24 protein-coding genes are annotated in these 22765 nt (G+C 63.9%); 9 read left to right on the top strand and 15 right to left on the bottom strand.

The window, feature by feature from the left end; translation table 11 throughout:
- Positions 1-30 precede the first annotated feature (30 nt).
- Complete coding sequence (locus tag CO666_RS10560; protein WP_097612020.1) at positions 31-816, bottom strand: IclR family transcriptional regulator; 786 nt, start codon at positions 814-816, stop codon at positions 31-33.
- Positions 817-1037: 221 nt separating this feature from the next.
- On the opposite strand from CO666_RS10560, the gene CO666_RS10555 reads away from it, so the two are divergent.
- From CO666_RS10555 to CO666_RS10520, 8 genes are read left to right on the top strand one after another with little or no spacing between them, the layout of a single operon-like run.
- Positions 1038-2108, top strand: a complete 1071-nt coding sequence (locus CO666_RS10555) for an ABC transporter substrate-binding protein (protein WP_097612238.1) — start codon at positions 1038-1040, stop codon at positions 2106-2108.
- A gap of 34 nt (positions 2109-2142) precedes the next feature.
- Positions 2143-3657: a sugar ABC transporter ATP-binding protein gene (locus CO666_RS10550; RefSeq protein ID WP_097612019.1), complete on the top strand. Its 1515-nt coding sequence runs from the start codon at positions 2143-2145 to the stop codon at positions 3655-3657.
- Entirely contained in the window at positions 3654-4616 is a 963-nt protein-coding gene (locus CO666_RS10545; RefSeq protein WP_097612018.1) for an ABC transporter permease, read from the top strand. The genes CO666_RS10550 and CO666_RS10545 overlap by 4 nt, the downstream gene beginning before the upstream one ends.
- Complete coding sequence (locus CO666_RS10540) at positions 4613-5554, top strand: ABC transporter permease (protein ID WP_097612241.1); 942 nt, start codon at positions 4613-4615, stop codon at positions 5552-5554. Before CO666_RS10545 ends, CO666_RS10540 begins: the two co-directional genes overlap by 4 nt.
- Positions 5551-6507: an amidohydrolase family protein gene (locus CO666_RS10535; protein WP_097612017.1), complete on the top strand. Its 957-nt coding sequence runs from the start codon at positions 5551-5553 to the stop codon at positions 6505-6507. Before CO666_RS10540 ends, CO666_RS10535 begins: the two co-directional genes overlap by 4 nt.
- Positions 6500-7810 carry an alanine racemase gene (locus CO666_RS10530; protein WP_097612016.1) on the top strand — a complete coding sequence of 437 codons (1311 nt, stop codon included), beginning with the start codon at positions 6500-6502 and terminating at the stop codon, positions 7808-7810. The genes CO666_RS10535 and CO666_RS10530 overlap by 8 nt, the downstream gene beginning before the upstream one ends.
- A 37-nt stretch (positions 7811-7847) precedes the next feature.
- On the top strand, positions 7848-8192 hold the full coding sequence (locus CO666_RS10525; RefSeq protein WP_097612015.1) for a RidA family protein: 345 nt from the start codon (positions 7848-7850) through the stop codon (positions 8190-8192).
- A gap of 32 nt (positions 8193-8224) precedes the next feature.
- Positions 8225-9238 carry a succinylglutamate desuccinylase/aspartoacylase family protein gene (locus CO666_RS10520; protein ID WP_097612014.1) on the top strand — a complete coding sequence of 338 codons (1014 nt, stop codon included), beginning with the start codon at positions 8225-8227 and terminating at the stop codon, positions 9236-9238.
- A 15-nt stretch (positions 9239-9253) separates the two neighbouring features.
- Here the strand turns inward: CO666_RS10520 and CO666_RS10515 are convergent, their stop codons facing one another.
- The 7 genes from CO666_RS10515 to CO666_RS10485 form a co-directional block, all read right to left on the bottom strand.
- A complete protein-coding gene (locus CO666_RS10515) occupies positions 9254-10438 on the bottom strand; it encodes a hypothetical protein (protein ID WP_097612013.1) in 1185 nt (394 codons plus the stop codon).
- A gap of 147 nt (positions 10439-10585) precedes the next feature.
- Complete coding sequence (locus CO666_RS10510; protein WP_097612012.1) at positions 10586-11260, bottom strand: 4-carboxy-4-hydroxy-2-oxoadipate aldolase/oxaloacetate decarboxylase; 675 nt, start codon at positions 11258-11260, stop codon at positions 10586-10588.
- Positions 11261-11348: 88 nt separating this feature from the next.
- Positions 11349-12185: an ABC transporter substrate-binding protein gene (locus CO666_RS10505; RefSeq protein WP_097612011.1), complete on the bottom strand. Its 837-nt coding sequence runs from the start codon at positions 12183-12185 to the stop codon at positions 11349-11351.
- Between the two features lie 31 nt (positions 12186-12216).
- Positions 12217-12981, bottom strand: a complete 765-nt coding sequence (locus CO666_RS10500; protein WP_097612010.1) for an amino acid ABC transporter ATP-binding protein — start codon at positions 12979-12981, stop codon at positions 12217-12219.
- Positions 12978-13736, bottom strand: a complete 759-nt coding sequence (locus tag CO666_RS10495; protein WP_097612009.1) for an amino acid ABC transporter permease — start codon at positions 13734-13736, stop codon at positions 12978-12980. Before CO666_RS10495 ends, CO666_RS10500 begins: the two co-directional genes overlap by 4 nt.
- Complete coding sequence (locus CO666_RS10490) at positions 13733-14440, bottom strand: amino acid ABC transporter permease (RefSeq protein ID WP_097612008.1); 708 nt, start codon at positions 14438-14440, stop codon at positions 13733-13735. The genes CO666_RS10495 and CO666_RS10490 overlap by 4 nt, the downstream gene beginning before the upstream one ends.
- Complete coding sequence (locus CO666_RS10485; protein ID WP_097612007.1) at positions 14437-15210, bottom strand: SDR family oxidoreductase; 774 nt, start codon at positions 15208-15210, stop codon at positions 14437-14439. Before CO666_RS10485 ends, CO666_RS10490 begins: the two co-directional genes overlap by 4 nt.
- Positions 15211-15442: 232 nt before the next feature.
- Between CO666_RS10485 and nac the strand changes: the two genes are divergently transcribed.
- Complete coding sequence (gene nac, locus CO666_RS10480; RefSeq protein WP_097612234.1) at positions 15443-16348, top strand: nitrogen assimilation transcriptional regulator NAC; 906 nt, start codon at positions 15443-15445, stop codon at positions 16346-16348.
- 11 nt (positions 16349-16359) lie between these two features.
- On the opposite strand, the gene CO666_RS10475 is transcribed toward nac, so the two are convergent.
- From CO666_RS10475 to CO666_RS10445, 7 genes are all read right to left on the bottom strand, one after another.
- Positions 16360-17562: a pyridoxal phosphate-dependent aminotransferase gene (locus CO666_RS10475; protein WP_097612236.1), complete on the bottom strand. Its 1203-nt coding sequence runs from the start codon at positions 17560-17562 to the stop codon at positions 16360-16362.
- A 172-nt stretch (positions 17563-17734) separates the two neighbouring features.
- Positions 17735-18502, bottom strand: coding sequence for a 5-oxoprolinase subunit PxpA (locus tag CO666_RS10470; protein WP_097612006.1), 768 nt, complete (start codon positions 18500-18502; stop codon positions 17735-17737).
- 21 nt (positions 18503-18523) lie between these two features.
- Positions 18524-19519, bottom strand: a complete 996-nt coding sequence (locus CO666_RS10465; RefSeq protein ID WP_097612005.1) for a 5-oxoprolinase subunit C family protein — start codon at positions 19517-19519, stop codon at positions 18524-18526.
- A complete protein-coding gene (gene pxpB, locus CO666_RS10460) occupies positions 19516-20223 on the bottom strand; it encodes a 5-oxoprolinase subunit PxpB (protein ID WP_097612004.1) in 708 nt (235 codons plus the stop codon). Before pxpB ends, CO666_RS10465 begins: the two co-directional genes overlap by 4 nt.
- Entirely contained in the window at positions 20220-20645 is a 426-nt protein-coding gene (locus CO666_RS10455) for a biotin/lipoyl attachment domain-containing protein (protein WP_097612003.1), read from the bottom strand. The genes pxpB and CO666_RS10455 overlap by 4 nt, the downstream gene beginning before the upstream one ends.
- Positions 20642-22036: an acetyl-CoA carboxylase biotin carboxylase subunit gene (locus CO666_RS10450; protein WP_097612002.1), complete on the bottom strand. Its 1395-nt coding sequence runs from the start codon at positions 22034-22036 to the stop codon at positions 20642-20644. The genes CO666_RS10455 and CO666_RS10450 overlap by 4 nt, the downstream gene beginning before the upstream one ends.
- A complete protein-coding gene (locus CO666_RS10445) occupies positions 22036-22467 on the bottom strand; it encodes an acetyl-CoA carboxylase biotin carboxyl carrier protein (RefSeq protein ID WP_097612001.1) in 432 nt (143 codons plus the stop codon). The genes CO666_RS10450 and CO666_RS10445 overlap by 1 nt, the downstream gene beginning before the upstream one ends.
- Between the last annotated feature and the right edge of the window lie 298 nt (positions 22468-22765).

Here is a 22765-nt window from a genome sequence, read left to right as displayed (position 1 = left end):
GGGATCGATGCCTGGGTTTCTACCGGGGCGTCAGCCCCGTTTTGGCCGGGCCGGGGCATGCTCCAGGCCGGCGGCGGCCTTTCTCAGGCAGTCGAGATAGCGATCGCGGTTGGCAATGCCGTCATCGCGGGGCGTGACAAGGCAGAGCGTTGCGGCGGCATGGCCTTCCTCGCCGCGCACCGGCACGGCAAAACAATGGGTGAAGCTGTCGACGATGCTGTTGAAGGTGAAGAGACCTTCACGCTCGGCTTGGCGCACCTCGGCGATGAACGTTTGCGGATCGAGCCATTCGCCCCCCGGCAGGCGGAAATCCTGCGGCGGAATGAAGTTCAGGATCTCCTGGTCCGACAGATGCGCGACGAGCAGGCGGCCCGACGCCGTCCACGGGATCGGCACCGACTGGCCGACATCCGTCGAAATGCGAAAGGGCCGCGCACCTTCGCGCATGCGCACCACCGTGTACCTGTTTCCATCCAGCATGCAGAACTGCGCCGTTTCCCGCGTCTCGTCGGCAAGCTGTTCCAGCGCCGCCTCGCATTCGCGGGTGAAATCGAAATGATTTTCATAGGCGGCGCCGAGGAAATAGAGTTTGCGGCCGAGATAGACCCGCCCGTCGCCGCCGGTGAATTCGAGAATGCCGTTGCTCAGCAGCAGGTTGACGAGTTCGTAAACCGACGAGCGCGGCGCGCCGATCTGCGCGGCGATTTCGTTCGGCTTCAGGGCCTGGCGCTTCTGGCGCAGGAAATCGAGGATTTCGAAGGCGCGGTCGAGCCCGCGGGCGCGTTTGCCGGCTGCTTCGTCCTGAACTGCATCCATTGCTGTCGATCCCAATTTCTGTTCGGCCAAGCTTTTCAAATCCTCCGTCGCATCTGTCAACCGACCTCCGTCATTCCCAGCGGACGAAATTTTTTTTCATCCCTCTTGCGAGGCTGAAAAATCGGCATAAGATCACTTCGTCCGGTATACGGATCATATGTACATTATATTGGACATTGATGGCAAGCCTTCAAGGCTGCCGCACAAAAAAGGGGATCGACATGAAGAATTTTGACAGCAGCATTTCCGCTTCACTGCGCCGCCGCCTTCTTGCCGGCGCCGCCGCCGCCGCGGCCCTCCTCGTCTTTTCCGCGGGCACGGCCTCGGCCGCTGCCAATTGCATCAAGGGCGACAGGAAAGCGCCCTACACGATCGGCTGGGCGAACATCTACTCGGTACCGACCTGGATGAAGCAGACCGAAGGCACCATCAGCGCTGAGGTGGAGGAGCTGAAGAAGGCGGGCCTGGTGAAAAACCTGATGATCACGGACGCGCAGGGCAATGCCCAGACGCAGATCCAGCATATCCAGTCGATGATCGACGCCAATGTCGACGCCATCGTCGTCATCGCCGGCTCCTCCAACGCGCTCGACCGCGTCATATCGGATGCCTGCGACAAGGGTATCGCGGTCGTCAATTTCGACAGCCTCGTCAACACCGACAAGGTGACGGCGAAGATCAACACCGATTCCAGTCAATGGGGTGCAACCGCAGCCAAATGGATGGTCGCCCAGCTTGGCGGCAAGGGCAAGATCATCATCATGAACGGCCCGGCCGGCATTTCGGTGAGCGACGACCGCCGCAAGGGCGCCCAGCCGGTCCTCGATGCCAATCCGGGTCTCCAGGTGATCACCGAGACGAACACCGAATATAACGTCGCGCCGGCACAGGAAGCGATGACCAGCCTGCTCTTCGCCAACCCCGAAATCGACGGCGTTCTGTCGCTCGGCGGCGCGCTGTCGGCCGGCTCCGTCCTCGCCTTCGAGCGCCAGGGCCGCGACCAGGTGCCGACAACAGGCGAAAACGCCAGGCAGTTCCTGGAACTCTGGAAGGAGAAGGGCCTGAAGGGCTGGGCGACGATGCAGCCCAACTGGCTCGGCGCGCTTTCCGTCTATACCGCCGTGCAGGCGCTGCAAGGCAAGGACGTGCCCGCTTTCGTCAAGGTGCCGCTGCCCGTTATCGACGACAGCACCATCGGCAGCTACCTCGCCCGCGCCGACAAGTTCCCGGCTGACGGCTATATCTACTCGGATTACGACCAGGCGCTCTTCGACAAGCTGCTTGCCAAGTAATCCACCTAAGTAGTCTCGGGCTGAGGAAACCGTCATGACGGAAGAACGGCCCCTGCTGGAAGCCCGGCAGGTGTTCAAGGGATTTTTCGGCAATCCCGTTTTGAAGGGCGTCGACATTGCCCTTCTGCCGGGCAGGGTTCACGCCCTGCTCGGTGAAAACGGCGCCGGCAAGTCGACGCTGATCAATCTTCTGTCCGGCGCGCTCCACCCGGACAGCGGGTCCATCCTCGTCGACGGCAGGCCCGTCGGGCGTTTCAGTCCGGCGGCGGCGCGTTCGGCCGGCATCGCCGTGGTTCAGCAGGAACTCAGCCTGACGGCCAGCCTGTCGATTGCCGAAAACATCGGAACCGGCGCCTTTCCGCGCCGGTTCGGCCTCATCGATTACAGAGCGCTTCACCGCGGCGTGCGTGAGGTCTGCGACATGGTCGGGCTCACCGAACCGCTCGACATGCCGGTCGCCGATCTCGCGCTCGGCCGCCGTCAGATGGTGGAGATCGCCAAGGCGCTGTTCCGCAAGCCGCGCGTGCTGATCCTGGACGAGCCGACCTCGTCGCTTTCCGCCCACGAAGCCGGCATCCTTGCTCGCCTGATCGAAACGCTCAAGGGGCGCGGCACCGCCCTTCTCTATATTTCCCACCGCCTGAACGAGGTGCAGGCGCTCTGCTCGCATGTCACGGTGCTGAAAGACGGCTTGGTCACCGCCGACCAGTCGTTGTCGGGCATCGACGGCGAGGGCCTGGTGCGGCTGATGGTCGGCCGCGAGACCGGCGACCTGTTCCCGCCGCGCGCCGCTACGAAGCCCGGCGAAACACGCATCAGCGTCGAGGGTTTCTCCGCCGGCATGGTGCGCGACATCGGCTTTTCCGCCCGCGCCGGCGAGATCGTCGGCATCGGCGGGCTCGTCGGGCAAGGCCAGGAAGACCTGCTGCTCGGCCTCTACGGTGCGATTCCAGCCTCGGCCGCCCGTGCGGAAGTATCCGGCAAGTCAGGCCTGCCGGCTAATGTCGGTGCGGCGAATGCCGCCGGTATCGTCTATGTCCCGGCCGACCGCAAGCACGAGGGGCTGGTGCTGTCCCACTCCATCGCCTCCAATCTCACCCTTCCCTCGCTCGGCCGGCTCGCTCGCAAGGGCTTTCGCGACCGGCTGACAGAAAGCGGCCTGGTCGCCGATCTCGCACGCCGGCTGACGATCAAGGGTGATACCGCTCGTCCGGTGCAGGCGCTGTCCGGCGGCAACCAGCAGAAGGTGGCGCTCGCCAAATGGCTGCCGCTCGATCCGTCGGTGCTGTTGCTCAACGACCCGACGCGCGGTGTCGACATCGAGACCAAACGGGAGATCTATCTGATGCTGCGCGCCTTTGCCGCCGAGGGGCGGCTCGTCATTCTCGCCAGTTCCGATACGCCGGAGCTCGTGCATCTCTGCGACCGCGTCGTGGTTCTGCGCGAGGGGCGCATCGCGGCAACACTCTCGCAGGATGCCATCAGCGAAGGGGCGATCGTCGGCGCGGCCATGGGCATAACAGCCGCGACGCAGGGAGAGGCGGCATGAGCACGATTTCGTCACCCCGGCTCTACGGCTCGATCCAGCTCCGCCGCAACCGCGGCCTTGCCGGCCTCTATCTGGTCGTCGCCGCCTTTCTCATCCTCTATGCGCTGCTCTTTCCCGGCATCCTTTCGATCGGCGGCTTCTCCAAGTTCACGCAGAACTGGTTCCCGCTCGCGCTCGTCACCATGGCGCAGGCGCTGCTGATGCTGAATGGCGGCATCACGCTGGCGATCGGCCCGCTCGTCAGCCTTGGCGCGGTGATCGCGGCGACGACGATGCAAGGGGCGCTCGGCGTGCCGGGCGGTATTCTTGCGGTCGCACTCGCCGGCCTTGCGATCGGCGCCGTCATCGGCGCGATTGTCACGCATCTCAGATTGCCGGCGATCATCGTCACGCTTGCCGGCTCCTTCATCATCGGCGGGGTGGCGCTCATTCTGCTGCCGCGGCCGGGCGGGTTCATTCCCGACTGGCTGTCGACGGCGCTTGCCGGCCACACGCCCGTCGCCTTCCTGCTGCTCGTCGTGATCCTCGTGCTCTGGAAGGTCTTTCTCGCCACGCCGCTCGGCCTCGGCATCTATGCGGCCGGCGACAATCCGGTCGGCGCATTTCGCTCCGGTGTCCCGGTCGAACGGGTAAAGGTCGCAGCCTTTGCGCTCTCCGGTCTGCTTGCAACGCTGACCGGCCTTTTCGTCGCGGCGCAGACCGGCTCGGGGGATCCGGTGATCGGCACGCCCTTCACACTGAACTCGATCGCCGCCGCCGTGCTCGGCGGCGTGGGTTTTCTCGGCGGCAAGGGCACGATGCGCGGGGCGATCTGCGGCAGCCTGCTGCTCTCTGTCATGATCAACGTCATGTTCTTCCTCGGTTTTCCGCCGGTCGCGCAATATGTCGCGCAGGGGCTGATCATCGTCGGCGCAGTCGCCGTTCCGGAACTTCTCGGGCAATGGAGGGCAAGGCGATGAATATGATCAGGTCCGCCTTCCGCAATCCGCCGCTGCTGACCTTGCTTCTGGTCGCGCTCGTCTGGATCGTCGCAAGCGTCATGCTGCGCGGTTTCGGCGCCTATGGCCACCTGCGCTATCTGCTCGAACTCGCCGCAGTGATCGGCATTGTCGCCGCCGGGCAGACGCTCGTCATCCTGATGGGCGGCATCGATCTGTCGGTCGGTGCTGTGATCACCGTCACGGCGATCCTGCTGCCGTTGATTTCGCCGGCCTGGGACCCGACCGGCCTCGCCGGCATCGCGGCGGCGCTTGCCATCGCCACCGGCATCGGCCTGATGAACGGCGCGGGTGCTGCCTATCTTCGTGTGCCGCCGATCATCATGACGCTTGCCATGGCGACCTTCCTGCAGGGCCTGCTCGTCATCGTCGCCGGCGGCAGCGCGGTCACCGTCAGCAATCCGGCGGTGATCCTGCTCGGGCAGGCGCGGCCGTTCGGCATTCCCTCGGGTATCCTGCTGTGGCTCGTCGTCGCAATCGTCGTCCTGCTGCTCGTCCACCGCATGCCGATCGGCGCCCGTTTCCTGGCGCTCGGGGCAAACCCGCTGGCGGCCCGGCTGTCCGGCGTCAGCGTCACCCGCAACACGCTGGTCGCCCATACCCTGTCGGGTTTTTTCGCCGGTCTTGCCGGTATTCTCGTGCTCGGCATGAACCGGCAGGGCTATGTCGGCATCGGCGACCCCTATCTCTTGACCTCGATCGCCGCCGTCGTGCTGGGCGGCACCTCGATCCTCGGCGGTCGCGGCACCTATGCCGGGACCATTCCCGGGGCGATCCTGCTCGTCACCACAACGGCGCTGATCACCGTCGTCAATGCCTCGCCAGGCTGGCGGTCGATCATGTTCGGCACGCTGATCCTTGCCCTGCTGCTCGTTTCCGGCCGCGAGGCGCGCCGATGACGGAGCGCTATGACGGGCCGGTGATCGACCCGCACCATCATCTCTGGGACCTCAAGCTGCAACGCCACCCCTGGCTTCAGAAGGCGCGGACATCCGGCGAGGAGATGGTGTTCGGCAGCCTGGCGCCGATCCTGCGCGACTACGGCATCGACGATTATCGCGCCGACGCCGCGCGCCAGAACGTGGTTGCGACGGTGCATGTGGAGGCCGGCTGGTCCGTTGCCTACCCGCTGGAAGAGAGCCGCTGGCTGGATGGCCTCGACCGCAGCTCCGGCGTGGCGCGCCGTTATGTCGCCCGCGTTCCCCTCGACGGGCCGGATGCCCGGCGCCTGCTCGAAGCCGAAGCTGAAAATCCCAACGTCGTCGGTATCCGCGATATTCTGAGCTGGCATCCCGATGCGGCGAAGCGTTTTGCACCGCGCCCGGATCGCATGGGCGATCCCGCCTGGCGGGCGGGGCTTGCCCATGCCACGCAGCTCGGGCTGGTCTTCGACCTGATGCTCTATCCCTGGCAGATGGTCGAGGCGCTCGATCTGGTGCAGGCCTTTCCCGAAACGCTTTTCGTGCTCAACCACGGCGGCAGCCCTGCCGACCGGACGAAGGACGGCATAGCGCTCTGGCACCGCGGCCTGCGGGCGCTCGGCGGCGCGCCCAACGTGCGCGTGAAGATTTCCGATCTCGTTGCCTATGACCATGCGTGGACGCTCGAAAGCCTGCGGCCGGTGATCGAGCATTGCCTCGATTGTTTCGGTCCTGAACGTTCGATGTTTGCGAGCGACTTTCCGGTCGCGGGCCTGCATGCGTCGTTCGACGAGGTCTATCAGGTTTTTCGCGCGGTCGCCTCGCGGCTCTCTTACGACGAACAACGGGCTTTGTTCTTTGCCACCGCCAACGACACCTATCGCCTCGGTTTGGCCGATCCGGCCGGGATCGGGAGAGGCCGCCATGTCTGACCTTCATGCCGCAGCGGAAAATGGGCTGATCGACGAGCGGGTGCGCGGCTTCCCACCAGGCCACCCGCCGCTGCCGCTTGCGGAGATCGGCCAACAGGGATGGAGACCTTATGACGGCAGGATGGCCCTGCCGCTGATCTCGCTCGACCGGCAGGCCTTCGCCTGTAATGTCGACCTGATGATGGCCTATGTCAAAAGCCATGGCGCCGAAATCGCACCGCACGCCAAGACCCCGATGTCGACGGCGCTGTCGGACGCGCTTCTTTCGGCCGGCGCCTGGGGCACGACGGTTGCCGACATCCGCCAGGCAGCCGTGCTGCTCAAGGCGGGACAGCGCCGGTTGATCCTCGCCAACGAGATCGGCGGGATCGCCGCCGCCCGCCGGCTTGCGGCTCTGCTCGGCCATTATCCCGACGTGGAATTGCATGTCTTCGTGGATTCGACGGCGCTCGTTGCGGCGCTTCGCTCCGCCTGGCAGGAGCGCTCGGATTTGCCGCCTCTCGGCCTGCTGCTGGAGTTCGGTGCCGGCCGCGCCGGTATTCGCAGCGCCGAAACCGCGGCGGCAATTCTCGACGCGATCCTGGCGGTGGAGACGCCGGCCTTCCGGCTGACCGGCATCGCCGCCTATGAGGGTGCGGCCGCAACCGGTAACGCTGATGAGACGATGCTTCGCATCGACGCTTTGATGGCGATGACATCGGATTTTCTGCCGAAGATACGCGCCCGCATCGGCCAGGAGCGTCCGCTTCTCGTCACGGCGGGCGGTTCGGTCTTTTTCGACGTCGTGGTGGCGCGACTTTCACCCGCCGTCGCGGCCGATCCCACCTGCCGGCTGGTGCTGCGCAGTGGCGCGATCTTCTTCCACGATCACGGCATCTACGAGCGCGGCCTTGCCGGCCTCGATGCGCGCGGCGGCTTGCGCATCGCCGGCAAGACGGTTTCGGCGGCGGCCGGTTTCCGGCCGGCGCTGCGGGTCTGGGCCGAGGTTCTCTCCCGGCCGGAGCCGCGGCTTGCGATCTCAGGCATGGGCATGCGTGACGTAGCGATGGACCAGGGCCTGCCGCGGCCGTTGGCCATCTATCGCAATGGCGTGCATTTTGCCGACCTCGGGGGCGCCGAAGTTTTTCGCCTCAACGATCAGCACGCCTTCGTCGCCCTTGCCGAGTGCAGCGACGTTTCGGTCGGCGACGTCATCGAGTATGGCATCTCGCACCCCTGCACCTGCCTCGACCGGCATGCCATCCTCTACGGCCTCGATCCGGACCACGTGGTGACGGCGGCCTATCTCACCAGCTTCGGCTGACCTCTCCCTCCAAAAGCAAGAAAAGGAAAACCCGCTTATGATCCAGCGTTACCAGAAGGGCTCGCGTATGAGCCAGGCCGTCAGCTATGGCGGTCTCGTCTATATTGCCGGCCAGGTCGCGGAAAATCGCAAGGCTGGCATCGAGGAGCAAACCCGCGATGTGCTCGCCAAGATCGACACCCTTTTGAAGGAAGCCGGCACGGACCGCTCGCGCCTCCTCGCCGTCGACGTCTTCCTGCCGGCAATTACCGATTTCGAGGCGATGAACGGCGTCTACGACAGCTGGATCGACATCGACAATCCGCCGGCTCGCGCCTGCACCGAAGCACGCCTCGCCGATCCCGATCTGCGCGTCGAAATGACCGCGGTCGCGGCGCTCTAAACGGCACGGCAACCGCCGGCACTGGAGAGATCATGCACAGCGGCCTCATCAACCCGATCGACTTTTCGCGCGAGGGCCGGCAGGCCGGCCACCTCGCCATTCCCTATTCGATCGACCGTTCGCCCTATCATCAGATCCGTATTCCGATCCTTCGCCTGCAGAATGGCGAGGGACCGTCCTTGCTACTGATGGCCGGCAATCATGGCGATGAATATGAAGGCGAACTGCAGCTCGGCCGGCTGATGCGGCTGCTGGAGGTCGCCGACATCCGCGGCGCCGTCACCATCCTGCCGATGGCGAACCTGCCGGCGGTGATGGCGGCCAAACGCTGCTCGCCTTTCGACGGCGGCAATCTCAACCGGGCCTTTCCCGGCGATCCCATGGGGTCGCCGACGGCGCGGATGGCGCATTTCCTCGAGCACGAACTCTTGTCCCGCCATGACGCCGTGCTCGACCTGCATTCGGGCGGCACGTCGATGGCGCACCTGCCTTGCACGCTGATCGAGCGGCAGGCCGATGCCGCCCGCTTCGAACGGTCCATCTCGCTGATGCGCGCCATGGGCGCGGCACATGCCTTCATTGCCGATAACGGGCCGACGGCGCCGACATCGATGGGCGCCGCGGCACGGGCGGGGATCATCGGACTTTCCGGCGAATTCGGCGGTGGCGGCACCGTCACGCCCGAGACGATGGATTTCACCGCGGCGGCGATCGACCGGCTGCTCGTCACACTCGGTATCATCGAACGTCCGGTTCTGTCGCGTCGACCGCTTCCCGAGCCCGGGCCGTTGCAACTGCTGTCGCTATCCCGGCACAGCCAGGGCATCTATGCCAACCGCAGAGGCTGGTTCGAGCCGGCCGCAGCCCTCGGCGCCACCGTTGCCGCCGGCGACCTGGCCGGATGGTATCATGATCTGGAACGCCTGGAACAGCCGGAGGAAGATCTGCGTTTTGCCGAGAGCGGCATCGTCATTTCCCGCCGGCTGCATTGCGACAGCCAAGCCGGCGACTGCCTGATCCAGGTCGCCGAACCTATCGCATCGTGAGAAGCACCGATCGCGTCAAGTGATGGCGTCGACCGCTGCCTTGACCCAGTCGAGGCGCTTGGCCGGGATGAGACCGTAATTGTAGAAGTTCACGCCGTCGGCGCCGGCATCGACGGCGGCCCTGGCGCGGGCCGCCAGCACCGCGGGCGCACTGACTTCGGGATAGAAGACGCGCAGGCCGACCCCGAGGAATTTGTCCGGCCCGATTGCCGCCCGGCCGGTGCGGATGACATCGCCGACGGCATCGGGCGCCATATCGTAGCAGCAGAGGATGGCGCCGTCGCAGAGTTTACCGACGGCTGAGAGATCGACGCCGCCGAGCCAGCCGTCCTTCAGGTCGATCAGCACAATGCGGGTCGCCGGATCGGCGGCCGCCTTGATCTCGCCGATCAGGCTGGTCACCGGTTCGCTGCGCCAGGCGAGATAGGCATGGAGATCGGGATGGTCGCGGAAGGCCTCGACGCCGGCTGCCGGAAAGTCCGGGAATTGCCGTTCCGGCACTGCCCGTTCGCAGAGTTCGGCGATGAAGCGCGCGACCGACCGGCGCGCACCTTCGACCGGCACGCCGGCCTTTGCGGCGCGTGCCGTGCAATGGTCGCAGAAGCAGAGCGACAGCAGGAAATCGTCCTCGGCATTCAGGCCGACGCCGTCTTTCTCGTGATGGTATTCATGTGCGAAGCCCATGAAGTTCGGGCTCTCGAGCTCCACCATGTCGGGCCGGTAATTCACCGTGATGTCGCGCACGAGGGTGACGGCATAGTCCCGCGCCGCCGGGCTGGAGGGGCAGAGATTATAATAGTTGGCATTGCCGAAGGCGTTGCGCGTCACGTGGTCGGGATGCAGCATGCCGAGGCGGCTGTTGTGCAGGCAGACCGTCCAGCAGGAGACCTTGAGACCGGTCGTCTCACGTTCTCCAACGAGCGCTTCGAGCATGTCGCCGCGCTCGGCGACATTTCCCGCCATCAGCGGCCGGATCGGCTTGTCCTGCCAGAGGCTTTCATCCGGCCGGAAATAGACCGTCCCGTCCTCGGGAAAGTAGGCCTTCTGCTGCGGGCTGCGCGGCTGCAGGAACCGGCCGGCATGATAGGAGGTCGCCAGGCTGACCGCTGTCAGGCCCGCCCGGCCGGCAAGCTCGGCAGCAAAGGCGTCGAGCCCCTGGTCCTGGATGTCCCAGGGATAAGTCCACATGGAAAGATGCATGGCGCGCCCCGTCGAATCTGTCCACTTTATAGAACATGTGTCCATAATAGTGTCCATATCGATTTTCTGCTCGCAGGAAGCCTTTGCCGGAAGACCGCGAGGTCCGATCCGCCAGCCGGTCTGACGCCCCAGCTGTCAGGGAGCGTCTCAGATATCGACGACGAGGCCCTTGGCTTTCAGCACCGCTTCCAGATTGCTGACCTCGATGACCGATTTTCCCGCCTTGTAGGCGGCGACATAGCCGGCCTCGGCATCTTCGCGGGCCTGCGAGAGCCGTGCGGCTTCTTGCGCTTCCTGCCTGCGGACGACCACCAGCCCGTCGGCATCGCCGACGATGATGTCGCCGGGATGGATGATTTCGCCGCCGACGATGATCGTGTCGTTCACCGCCGCGATGGTTTCCTTCACCGTGCCCTTGATGCAGACGCTGAGCGAGAAGACCGGGAAACCGAGTTCTCTCAGCTGCAGGGTGTCGCGCACGCCGGTATCGGTGACCAGGCCGCCGATGCCCTTGGCGAGGCAGGCATTGGCAAGCACGTCGCCGAAGGATCCGGCCTCTTCGTATTCGCCGGCAGAGACGACGATGATATCGCCGGGCTTGGCGTAGTTGATGGCCAGCTGCAGCATGATGTTGTCGCGCGGCGCGCATTTCACGGTGAATGCCGGGCCGCACAGTTTCATGCGGTAGTCGACCGGCTTGAGGCGGGAGGAGAGCGCGCCGCGACGCCCCTGGGCTTCGTGGATGGTCGCGGGCGAAAATTTGGAAACGGCCTCGATGTCAGCTTTGCTGGGCCGTTCAGCGATGTCTTTTATATGAATCATGGATGCCTCACATCGTTGGTAGACGGCGGGCATATCCCGCCGTCTTATCTCGGTTGATTGTCATCGGGAGGTTCCGAGACCGGTTGGCCTACGGGATCGGGTCGAACTTCAGCTGCGCAAGCGGCACGACCTTGTCGGTGCGGGTCATCTTGTATTCGGTGTTCGGGCCGAGCCACTTGTCCCAGATCTTGTTGATCTCGCCGGACTCGTCGAGCTTGTGCAGGATCTCGTTGACCTTGGCGGTCAGCGCCGGCTGATCCTTGGCCATGCCGATGCCGATCGGCTGATAGAGCATCGGCTCCTCGATCATCCGCATCGGCTTGCCCTTGCTCTTCGATTCATTGACGAACTTGGTCGTCGTCATGGTGTTGGCGACCATGCCGCGCGCCTTGCCCTGCTGAACGGCGAGATAGGCGGAAGCCGTGTCCTGGAAGGTCAGCGGGTCTGATTTGTTGAGCTTGATCGACATTTCCGAGGTCGAGCCCTTGGTCGAGGCGATGCGCTGGCCGGCAAAATCGGCCTTCGTCTTGCCGGCATCGTCCGCCGGCACGATCAGCATTTCCTTGGCAAGATAATAGGGATCGCTGAACTGGATCTGTTCGGCGCGGCTCAGCGTATAGGCGAGGTTGGCAACGGTGATGTCGACGCGGCCGAGCTTGACTTCAGGCACGCGGGCCTCGACCGAAACCGGCTTGATCTCCGCCTTGACGCCCAATTCCTTGGCGATGGCACCGCAGAGATCGACGTCGAAGCCGGCCATTTCGCGGGTCTTCGGATCGGGAGAAGCGAAAGGGGGAACGTCGGCAAATGTCGCGCAGCGCAGGGTTTTCGCCGACATGATGGTGTCGAGCTGATCGGCCTTTGCCGGCACGGCGGCCGCCAGGCCGGCAAATGCGGCGGTGAGGGTCAGGTATTTCCAGTTCATTGCTGTTCTCCTTTGTTTTTGGTGGTTGGTATCAGTGCCTGAGATCAGCGAGGAAACGCTGAGCCCGGGGATGGCGCGGATTGCTGAAGAATTCCTCGGGGGTCGCCATTTCGATGATCTGGCCGGCATCGATGAACCAGATCCGATCCGCGACATCGCGGGCAAAACCCATTTCGTGGGTGACGCAGAGCATGGTCATGCCTTCGGACGCCAGGCTCTTCATCACCGCCAGCACTTCGCCGACCATCTCGGGATCGAGCGCGCTCGTCGGTTCGTCGAACAGCATCACCGGCGGTTCCATGGCGAGAGCACGGGCGATTGCCACCCGCTGCTGCTGGCCGCCCGACAACTGACCGGGATAGGCCCGGGCCTTGTCGGCGAGGCCGACACGATCGAGGAGCTTGAGAGCCTTTTCGTGCGCGACGTCGGGCGCCACGCCCTTCACCCGGATCGGCGACATCGATACGTTTTCGGCGACCGAAAGATGCGGAAACAGGTTGAAGTTCTGGAAGACGAAGCCGATCCGGCTGCGCATCGCGTTGAGTTCCCCAGCCCGCATGGCGGCATGAATGTTTTGCCCGTCGAGCGTAATCGACCCGCTGTTGATCTCCTCGAGGCGATTGATCGTGCGGATCAGCGTCGATTTTCCCGAGCCGGACGGGCCGCAGATGACCACGACCTCGCCGCGCGCCACCTGCGCATCGATATCCTTCAGGACCGGATAGTCGCCATAGCTCTTGCAGACCTGCGAAAGCCGGATCGTCTGCGATTCCTGTGCTGAAACCGACATTGTCATAGCTGCTCCGATACGATTTTCGACGGCGTGACTACGGAGGCGGCGGGAAGACCGGACAGTCCGGCACGCCGCCGCGTAATGCGTCGCTCGAGGCGATTTGCGAAGTAGGTGAGCGTCCAGCAGATGATGAAGTAGACGATCGCCAGGATGAGGAAGACCTGGAAGGGCTGCGTCAGGAGCTGGTTGTTGACCTGGCTTGCCGCGAAGGTCAGGTCCGGCACGTTGATCACATAGCCGAGCGTCGTGTCCTTGATCGTCGAGACGAAGGTGGAGAGAATGCTCGGGATCATGTTGTAGAGCGCCTGCGGCAGGATGACGAAGCGCATCGCGCCCATATAGCCGTGGCCGAGCGCCCGCGCCGCATCCATCTGGCCCGGTCCGAGCGCCACGATGCCCGCACGGACGACTTCGCTGAGAAACGCGCTCTGATAAACCACCAGCGTCGTCAGCATGGTGACGAAGCTCGGAACATCGGCACCGGTCAGGAGCGGCACCAGGAAATAGCTCCACAGGATGAGCATCAGGAGCGGCACGCCCCTGGTGAAATAGACGAGTGCCGTCACCGGCCAGCGCAGCAGCCGCGACTTGGAGAGCCGCGCCATTGCGAAGAGGATGCTGGCCGGAAAAGCGAGAATGATGCTGAGCGCCGAGAGGATCAGCGTATTGGCGAGCCCGCCGAGCGGCCCGTTCGGGTATTGGCCGATCAAGAGCAGCAGCCAGTAGTCGCGGACGATGGCGATCATGTCCTGGATCATGCGCGCGCACTCCTGGCAGGATCGGCGCGCATCGACAGATAGGCGCCGATGCTCATGATCACGAGCGAGAAGAAGAGGTAAAGAACCGTGCCGATCAGGTAGATCTCGAAGGTGCGGAAGCTGAGGTTTTCGATTTCCTTGACGGCATGCGTCAGTTCCGACGCGCCGATGACGACGGCGAGACTGCTGTTCTTGAACAGGGAGACGCTGTGATTGATCAGCGGCGGCAGCGCGTTGCGCACGCCCTGCGGCATGATGACGAAACGCATCGCCGAGACGTAGCCATGGCCCAGCGCACGGGCGGCCTGCATCTGGCCGGGACCGACCGAGCGCACGCCCGAACGAAGATCTTCGCTGAAATAGGCAGCCTGGCAGAGCCCGAGTCCGATCACCGCGAAGATCGCCTCGGCATTATGGCTGGCGAGCCATGTCGCGACGCCGTTCGGCATCAGGGTGAAAATCCCGAAATACCACAGCATCAGCTGCACCAGAGTCGGGACGTTGCGGTGATAGGATACGTAAGCGGCGACCAACGGATCGCCGAAGCGAAAGGGCGACAGGCGTATGCCGAGCAGCAGCAGTGCCAGCGTCATCGCCAGCGTCCAGGACCCGGCATAGATGATGAAGGTCATCTCGATGCCATGCAGCAGCATGGCGGCATATTCGGGATTTCCCAGGATTGCCGAAAGGTCGAAACCGCTCACGGAGTTGGCTCCCCGGATGGATCTGTCTTCGGCTGCGGTCTTGCGGTCTGCAGACCGCCCATCACCTGCAGTGTCGGCGTAATTTCCATATGTCCGATGTTGACGGCGACGGGAGCCGATATGGCGAAGGCGATCGCGTCGGCGATATCGGTGGCTTGCGGCAGTTCGAATCCGTCGATGAACCGTTCGCGAATGCTGGGATCATTGCCGTGGACGTGATTGAAAATATCCGTGGCGACCCGGCCGGGGCAGATTTCCGTGACCCGCACCCGCTTGCCGAAAGCGTCGATGCGCAGCTGGTTGGACAGCATGCTCACGCCTGCCTTGGTGGCGTGATAGGATGAATTGCCGCCGAAATTATAGGCGCCGGCGATCGACGAGATGTTGATGACATGGCCGCGGTCGCGCGCCACCATGCCCGGCACGACCAGGCGGCAGAGATGCAGGACCGCCCGGAGATTGACGTCGACGAGGAGATCGATATCGCCCTCGTCGGCTTCCAGAAACTTCTTCGGCCGGTCGACGCCGGCATTGTTGACGAGAATGTCGAATTCCACCCGACGCGCGAGCTCGGCGATCGCCGGCCGATCGGTCACATCGATAGCGTGGGCGATGCAGCCCGTACGCTCGGCCAGTTGCTGCAGCGCCTCGGCGCTGCGGGCAACGGCATGGACTTCAATGTTCTCCCGACGCAGCCGCTCAACCACGGCTGCGCCGATCCCGGAGGAGGCGCCGGTCACCAGTGCGGTCTTGTAGTCGGAGAATGGCATTGTCGTTCCCTTGTTGTTGTCAGAGACAGTAGCGAAGCTTTAACCCCTTGCCTAAGACCGATTATCTCTGGAGCAATAAGCAACGGTTATGGAGTAGGTGCGGCCTGCAGAAGAAGAGAAAGCGGCTGCCCCGGCATTGCCTCGCAGCCTCGTCTCGGGCCGCCTCGCGTTGCAAAAGCAAGGCGCGTCTGCAAACATGTCCTTCGCAGATCAGAACGGTACCCCGATCCCCATGGACATCAGACGCCTCAAATCTTTCATCGTGATCGTCGACAGCGGCAGCATCACGCGAGCGGCGGATCTTTTGCATATCGCCCAACCGGCTCTGAGCCAGCAGCTGGCGGCGCTGGAAGAGCATTTCGGCCACAAGCTGCTGATCCGCAGCCAGCAGGGCGTCAGCATGACGGATGCCGGACACGCGGTATATCGCCATGCGCAGATTATCCTGAGGCAGATGGAGCAGGCGCAGGCCGATGCATCGGCTGCCGGCAATTCGCTGGCCGGGCGCGTGTCCGTCGGTCTCGTGCCGTTCAGCAGCGCGGCGACCCTCTCGGTCGACCTGCTGGCGGAAACCCGCAAACGCCATCCCGGCATTCTCTTACATCTGACCGAAAGCGTCGGCCAGACCTATAGCCAGATGATCATGAACGGCCGGCTGGAGATGGCGCTTCTGCATGGCACCGGGCCGATCAAGGGCGTGCGGTTCGAGCCGATCCTCAGCGAAGAGTTTTTCCTGGTCGCCCATCGCGACTTTGCCATTGAAGCGGACGCGAAACCCGTATCCGTCAACGCGCTTGACGGAATACCGCTGCTCTTGCCGCCGGCTTATAATTTCGTCCGCCGCGCCGTCGATACCGCCTTCACCCGCACCCGCACCAATCTGAAGGTCGTGGCGGAGGTCGAAATCGTCCGCACGCTCGCCCGCGCGGTCGGCAGCGGTCTCGGCGCGACCGTCATGCCGAAAGCCATCGCCGACCGCATCGTCTCGGAATCGAGCGAGCCGCTGATCTGCCGGCTCGTCTCGCCGCGGATCGAGGAAACCCTGTCGCTTTGCGTTTCCGACCAGAACCCGCTGTCGGAACCGGCGCTTGCCGTCCGAGATATTCTTCTCGAACTGACGGCGCGGCTGAAGGGTTAACGGCTGCCCGGTCAGCGCATATCCTTGCAGAACTCGGCGATGCGGGCGCAGCCTTCGCCGAGTTTTTCCATGCTGGTTGCATAGGAAATGCGGAAGAAGGGGCTCATTCCGTAAGCAGCACCTTGCACGGTCGCGACGTGATGCTCCTCGACGAGCGCCATGACGAAATCGACATCGGTCTCGATTTTGCGGCCGCCCTTGCTGGTCTTGCCGATCAGCCCCGATATGTTGGGATAGATATAGAAGGCGCCTTCGGGCTTGTGGCAGCGCAGTCCTTCCACCTCGGACAATTTGCCGAGGACGAAATCGCGTCGTTCCTTGTAGATCGCCGCACGCTCCTTCAAGAGATCCTGAGGTCCGTCGAGGGCCGCGGTTGCCGCGGCCTGCGTGAGTGTGGCGATGCCGCCGCCATTCTGGCCGTTGACGTTGCTGACGGCCGAGATCAGGTCTTTCGGCCCGGCGCAAAAACCGAGCCGCCAGCCGGTCATCGCATAGGCCTTGGAGACGCCGTTCATCGTCAGGACGCGATCGTACAATCTCGGCTCGACTTCCGCGATCGTGCAGAACTGGAAGTCGTCATAAACAAGGTGCTCGTAGATGTCGTCGGTCATGATCCAGACATTGGGATGGCGCAGCATGACCTCGGCGATGGCGGCCATCTCCGCCCGGGAGCAGGCTGCCCCGGTCGGATTGTTCGGGAAATTCAGGAAGAGCCATTTGGTGCGCGGCGTGATCGCCGCCTCCAGATCCTCTGCACGCAATTTGAAGCCGGTCTCTTCGTGGCAGGGGACCGCCACCGGGACGCCGCCGGCGAATTTGACGATGTCGGCATAGCTGACCCAGGAGGGCGTGGGAATGACGACCTCGTCGCCCGGATTGCAGGTTGCCAGCATGGCATTGAAGATCACCTGCTTGCCGCCGCCCGAGACGACGATCTGGCTGGCATCGTAGTCGAGATTATTGTCGCGCTTGAACTTCCGGATGATCGCGGCTTTCAGCGCCGGCGTGCCGTCCATCGGCGGGTATTTCGTATCGCCGGCAAGTGCCGCCGCATGGGCCGCCTCGATCGCATGCGCCGGCGTGGGGAAATCCGGCTCGCCGGATGAGAGGCTGACGACCTTGATGCCCTTGGCGGCCAGTTCCCTGGCGCGCTGGGTCATGGCGGCGGATGCGGAGATGGAGACGTTTTTCAGGCGGTCGGCTTTGATGGACATCGACATGGTCCTTCGATGAGGGATGGGAATGGGTGATCGCCGCAGGCGATCGGGATTACGTCAGAGCATGATGCCGAAAAGTGTGGGCGGTTTTCGGACGACATCATGCTCTAACTATTTAATCTAGAACGGGATTTAGATTTTAGGCCAAGCGGCCTAAAATCATCCTGTTCTAGTCTGCGAGTTCGGCGGCGGGCGCGAGCGCAGCACCCGTGGCTTCGATCTCGCCGCGTACGATGCCGGCAAGCTCCAGCGCGCCGGGCGTGTCGCTGTGGACGAGAATGGAGCGCGCCGGCATCGCGATCACGGCGCCATCGATCGTCGTGACTGTTCCTTCGAGGAGGAATTGTCGTACGCGGGCGCGGACTGCGGCTTCGTCCTTGACGAGGGCGCCGGTGAGCCCACGGGCGACAAGTCTACCCTCGGCGTCATAGGCCCGGTCGGCAAGGAAAAGCGCTAGCGTCTTCAGGCGGGCACGTTTGGCCGCCCGCTCGATCTCGCTGCCCGACGTGACGAAGACGACAAGATTGGCGTCGACGGTGGCGATCGCATCCATCATCAAGTCGGCAAGCACGGGGTCGCGGTTGACCATGTTGCCCATGGCTGCGTGGAAGCTGATATGCGAGACGGTGACCCGCTCGGCTCTGGCGATCGCCATCAACGCGCCGAGCTGGTAGAGCATCTGCTGGCGAAGCTCGTCCGCCGAAAACGGTATTTCGCGCCGGCCGAAGCCTAGCCGGTCGGGCAGGCCGGGATGGGCGCCGATGCCGACGCCGTTCTGTTTCGCCAACCGCACCATGCGCCCCATCGTATCCGGGTCGCCGCCGTGGAAACCGCAGGCGATATTGGCCGACGAGACGATTTTCATCATCGCTTCGTCGTCGCACAGCCGGTAGGGACCAAATCCTTCGCCCATATCGGAATTCAGATCGATCTTCATCAGTTCCTCCTTTCGACAGCCTTAGGCCATCGCCTTCAGGGCGCGTTTGACCATCCCGGATGTTTGCCTGACGTCTTCGACATAGCGGGCTACAGCCTGTTCCACGATGCGCGCTTGCGCATGCGTCGATCGGACGAATTTCAGGCGGGCGCCGATGCGGGCCTGCCCGAGTCGCCAGAGGTCGCACTCGATCACGCCGGCAATCTTCGGATATCCGCCGGCGGTGTTCGCATCGCTCATCTGCACGATCGGTTCGCCGCCGGGCGGAACCTGGATCACGCCGGGCACGACGCCGTGAGAGCGCATCTCGATCGACGCCGTCGGCGTGATCGGCTCGCCCGATAGACGGTAGCCCGTGCGGTCGCTTCGCGAGGAAATCCGCCAGGTCTGGCTCCAGAAGGCTTCGCCGTCTCCGGCGAAAAGATTGTGCTCGCCGGCCGGCAGGGCACGGATCGGCAAGGCGCCGTCTATGGAAGCCGGGAAGACCTCGCGCAATGCCACGGCCGGCTCGACGACGGCGAGGCCTGTGGCCGGCAGCATGGCAATCTCCAAGTCCTCGCCGAGCGCAATCCGATCGCCCTTCGCCAGAGGCCGGCCGGCATTGCCGCCGAAGCCGCCGCGCAGCGACGTGCTGCGCGAACCCATGACAACGGGGATATCCAGCCCGCCTCCGACCGAAATATAAGCCCGCGCGAGCCGCGGCGGCTGCCGCAGCTCGAGAACCTGTCCGGGTTCGGCCGTATAGGCGCACCAGGGGATGAGGTCCGATCCATCGAGACTGACATGGCCGTCGGCGCCGGTCACGGCAAAGACGCTGCGCCGCTCGAAATGCAGTCGGAACGGGAAGGTCTGCACCTCGATCACCGCTGTATTCTCGTCATTGCCGACGAGAATATTGCCGATCCTGACCGCAAGCGGATCCATGGCGCCGCTCGCCGATACGCCGATGTCGCGATAGCCGGGGCGCCCCAGATCCTGCACCGTGTTGAAAGGGCCGCTATCCAAGATTTCGATCATAGCTCGATCCTTGCCGGCAGGAACCGCACCGTATCTCCCGGCGCCATCATGGCGGGGGTCGGCGAGGTTGGGTCGAACATCTCAAGCGTCGCGAAGCCGATGGAATTCCAGCCATTGGGGCCGGTCAGCATGGCGACGCCGGTCTGCATGCCGCCGATGGTCACGCAGCCCTTCGGCATCTTCAGCGACGGCACGGTCTTTCGCGGCATGTAGATGCGCGGATCGAGGCCATGCAGATAGCCGAAACCCGGTGCGCTGCCCAAGGCGAAGACACGATAGGTGGCCTCATGATGGATGCGGACGACCTCGCGGTCGCTAAGCCCCGAGAGATCGCAAAGGGCCGGAAGATCGGTCGCATGTTCGCCGCCGTAATGGACGGGGATCTCGATGGTCTTGCCGTTGAGATCGATGCTGCGGGCATTCTCCCATGCCTCAAGCAGCCGGGCGACCACCGCATCGGGATCTTCGGGCGTCTCCTTGAAGATCACCAGCAGATTGGTCATCCCCGGAATGTCTTCCGAAAGCTCCGCCCAGCCTTTCACCGTCTGGGATAGAGCCCAGATCCGCCGCTGCGCGATGAGATCGAAATCGCCTGGCGCTTCGAGCAGGAAGGACCTGGCGCCGATCGCGGAAACCCGCGCCCGGCTTTGGGTGGCCGGAACGATTTCGCGTTGCGAAGCATGTCTGTTCGTCGTGGCGATCATGATGGCAGCTCGATTTCGAACAGAGGGTCGCCGAAGCCGATCAGGGCGCCGGGCTCGGCGAGCAGCCTGGTCAGAACACCCGACCGGCCGGCGCGAAGGGGAAGCAGCACATGCCCTATCCTGACGAAGCCGAGAATATCGGTATCCGATACGGAGCGCGGCAGATTTCCGGACACGGTCGGGACGGCCGGATGTTCGGCGCAGAAATGTCCGGCCACCGGCGCCTTCACGACGACAGGTGCGGCGCCTGGAGCGCGGGCTGCGGCTTCGTGGGCGCCGATCTGGGCACCGCCCTCCCCTGAAACGACGATGCGAAGCTGCCCTTCCGGCCGAGAGATTTCCAGGCCCGCCACTCCGGCAGCCGTCAGCGCGTCGGTGAGCAAAGCGATGGTTGCGGGATCGCTGAAATCAATCGCGCTCATGCCGCCGCCCTCCGCAGCTTCAGCCATTGCTCGAGATAGTGGATGTCGGTCTCGCCGCGCGCGAATGCGTGATCCTCGAACAGGGCGCGCAGGAAGGGGATGTTGGTGGCGATGCCGTCGATCTCGGTGCCGGCAAGCGCCTCGCACATTTTGGCCATCGCTTTCGCCCGCGTCGGCGCATGGACGATCAGCTTGGCGATCAGCGAGTCGTAATAGGACGAGACCCGGTAACCGGGATGAATATGCGTATCGACGCGGATGCCCGGCCCCTGCGGCAAGACCAGATGGGTGACGACACCGGCCGACGGCAGGAAGGTGTCGGGATCCTCGGCATTGATGCGGCATTCGAAAGAGTGGCCGTCGCAGGTCACCTCGCTTTGGGTGAGGTGGAGAAAGTCACCCTGGGCCGCCCTTATCTGCGCCTGGACGATATCGACCCCGCTCGTCAGCTCGGTGACGGGATGCTCGACCTGAAGCCGTGTGTTCATTTCAATGAAATAAAAGGCGCCGTCCTCATAGAGGAATTCGAAGGTGCCGACGCCGCGGTAGCCGTTCTGACGGCAGGCCTCGACGCAAGCCATGCCGACCGGCTCGATGATCTCGGGCGCGATCCCCGGCGCCGGCGCCTCTTCCACCACTTTCTGATGGCGGCGCTGCATCGAGCAATCCCGGTGACCCAGCCACACGGCATTGCCGTGGTCGTCGCAAATGACCTGGATCTCGATATGGCGCGGGTGCTGTAAGAATTTCTCCATGTAGAGCGAGGGCGAGCCGAAAGCCTTGCGCGCCTCCTCCCGTGTCAGCGCGATCGCTTCATGCAACTGGCCGGCCTCCGGCACGACGCGCATGCCGCGCCCGCCGCCGCCGCCCGACGCCTTGACGATGACGGGATAACCGATCTCCCGCGCGATGCGCTCGATTGCGGCCGGATCGTCGGGCAGCGCGCTATCTGGGCCGGGAACGCAGGGGACGCCGGCCGCCATCATCGCCCGCTTTGCCGCGATCTTGTCGCCCATGGTGGCGATCGATGAAGCCGTCGGGCCGATGAAGACCAGCCCGGCCTTTTCAACGGCGCCGGCGAATGCGGCGTTTTCCGACAGAAAACCGTAACCGGGATGGATGGCGCCCGCGCCGGTCAGGCGGGCGGCGAGAAGAATGGCATCCTGATTGAGATAGCTCTTGCCGGCAGTCGGCGGACCGATGCAGAGAAAACTGTCTGCGGTCTTGATATAAGGCGCCTGCCTGTCCGCCTCGGAGCAGATGGCAACCGTCTTCAGGCCGAGTTCGCGGCAGGCGCGCTGAATCCGGGCGGCGATCTCGCCGCGATTGGCGATGAGGACGGTATCGAAACGGCGCCCTGCGGCAGCGGATTGTTCTGGTGCTTCCGGCATCAGGCGATCTCCGCCAGCAGGTCGCCGGTCTCGACCTCACCATTGTCGATAGGGGTCAGGTGCGTGATGCGCCCGGATCGCGGCGCGGCGATGGTGTTGAAGACCTTCATTGCCTCGATGATGAAGAGCGTCTGCCCCTCCTCCACCGCGTCACCGATCGCGACGAATGGCGGCTCGCCGGGCGCCGGGGCCTTGTGCAGCACGCCGAAGACGGGCGCCTTCACCGCATGGGAGGTTTTCTCGATGGTCGAAGGCGCATCAGTGACAGGGCTTGTCGTCGATTCCGGCTTTGGCGATGGCTCGGCAACAGCTGCCTCTCCCGGCGCAGTGCGGAAAATCCGCACCGTCACGTCCTTCTCCGTCACGGTCAGCTCGGTAATATTAGATCGTCCGACAAAGTCGATCAGCGTCTTGATCTTCGAGAGGTCCATATGCGTGCTCGGAATTTCAAAAATTCCACCGTGCAGACCTGAAGTTTGACGTCGCCCGGTGTCGTGATTTTCGTAGCACGATGCGTCGACTGATGGGGTCAGACGAAGTTTTGATGGAGCGCAATCTGCGCCCTATGGGCGTGACGCCGAGCGCGTGCGAATTTCCCTCGACGGCAGCTGGTGGCGGCCGGAAATCGCTGGCAAGGGAGCGAAGGATCGCGGCCTCGGAAAGATTGCCCGTGGCATTCGGGTGTGGGGCAATTCGTCGTCAGCTCCCCGAGTTGAAAGCCATTTTCGA

Origin of the sequence: Rhizobium chutanense (genome assembly GCF_002531935.1) — a bacterium.
GTDB lineage: Bacteria > Pseudomonadota > Alphaproteobacteria > Rhizobiales > Rhizobiaceae > Rhizobium > Rhizobium chutanense.
This window is presented reverse-complemented; position numbering and strand designations above follow the sequence as displayed.

Bases quoted from the DNA above. Each gene is read 5' to 3' on its own strand.
- CO666_RS10560 (WP_097612020.1), bottom strand. From the start codon at position 816: ATGGATGCAGTTCAGGACGAAGCAGCCGGCAAACGCGCCCGCGGGCTC.
- CO666_RS10555 (WP_097612238.1), top strand. From the start codon at position 1,038: ATGAAGAATTTTGACAGCAGCATTTCCGCTTCACTGCGCCGCCGCCTT.
- CO666_RS10550 (WP_097612019.1), top strand. From the start codon at position 2,143: ATGACGGAAGAACGGCCCCTGCTGGAAGCCCGGCAGGTGTTCAAGGGA.
- CO666_RS10545 (WP_097612018.1), top strand. From the start codon at position 3,654: ATGAGCACGATTTCGTCACCCCGGCTCTACGGCTCGATCCAGCTCCGC.
- CO666_RS10540 (WP_097612241.1), top strand. From the start codon at position 4,613: ATGAATATGATCAGGTCCGCCTTCCGCAATCCGCCGCTGCTGACCTTG.
- CO666_RS10535 (WP_097612017.1), top strand. From the start codon at position 5,551: ATGACGGAGCGCTATGACGGGCCGGTGATCGACCCGCACCATCATCTC.
- CO666_RS10530 (WP_097612016.1), top strand. From the start codon at position 6,500: ATGTCTGACCTTCATGCCGCAGCGGAAAATGGGCTGATCGACGAGCGG.
- CO666_RS10525 (WP_097612015.1), top strand. From the start codon at position 7,848: ATGATCCAGCGTTACCAGAAGGGCTCGCGTATGAGCCAGGCCGTCAGC.
- CO666_RS10520 (WP_097612014.1), top strand. From the start codon at position 8,225: ATGCACAGCGGCCTCATCAACCCGATCGACTTTTCGCGCGAGGGCCGG.
- CO666_RS10515 (WP_097612013.1), bottom strand. From the start codon at position 10,438: ATGCATCTTTCCATGTGGACTTATCCCTGGGACATCCAGGACCAGGGG.
- CO666_RS10510 (WP_097612012.1), bottom strand. From the start codon at position 11,260: ATGATTCATATAAAAGACATCGCTGAACGGCCCAGCAAAGCTGACATC.
- CO666_RS10505 (WP_097612011.1), bottom strand. From the start codon at position 12,185: ATGAACTGGAAATACCTGACCCTCACCGCCGCATTTGCCGGCCTGGCG.
- CO666_RS10500 (WP_097612010.1), bottom strand. From the start codon at position 12,981: ATGACAATGTCGGTTTCAGCACAGGAATCGCAGACGATCCGGCTTTCG.
- CO666_RS10495 (WP_097612009.1), bottom strand. From the start codon at position 13,736: ATGATCCAGGACATGATCGCCATCGTCCGCGACTACTGGCTGCTGCTC.
- CO666_RS10485 (WP_097612007.1), bottom strand. From the start codon at position 15,210: ATGCCATTCTCCGACTACAAGACCGCACTGGTGACCGGCGCCTCCTCC.
- nac (WP_097612234.1), top strand. From the start codon at position 15,443: ATGGACATCAGACGCCTCAAATCTTTCATCGTGATCGTCGACAGCGGC.
- CO666_RS10475 (WP_097612236.1), bottom strand. From the start codon at position 17,562: ATGTCCATCAAAGCCGACCGCCTGAAAAACGTCTCCATCTCCGCATCC.
- CO666_RS10470 (WP_097612006.1), bottom strand. From the start codon at position 18,502: ATGAAGATCGATCTGAATTCCGATATGGGCGAAGGATTTGGTCCCTAC.
- CO666_RS10465 (WP_097612005.1), bottom strand. From the start codon at position 19,519: ATGATCGAAATCTTGGATAGCGGCCCTTTCAACACGGTGCAGGATCTG.
- pxpB (WP_097612004.1), bottom strand. From the start codon at position 20,223: ATGATCGCCACGACGAACAGACATGCTTCGCAACGCGAAATCGTTCCG.
- CO666_RS10455 (WP_097612003.1), bottom strand. From the start codon at position 20,645: ATGAGCGCGATTGATTTCAGCGATCCCGCAACCATCGCTTTGCTCACC.
- CO666_RS10450 (WP_097612002.1), bottom strand. From the start codon at position 22,036: ATGCCGGAAGCACCAGAACAATCCGCTGCCGCAGGGCGCCGTTTCGAT.
- CO666_RS10445 (WP_097612001.1), bottom strand. From the start codon at position 22,467: ATGGACCTCTCGAAGATCAAGACGCTGATCGACTTTGTCGGACGATCT.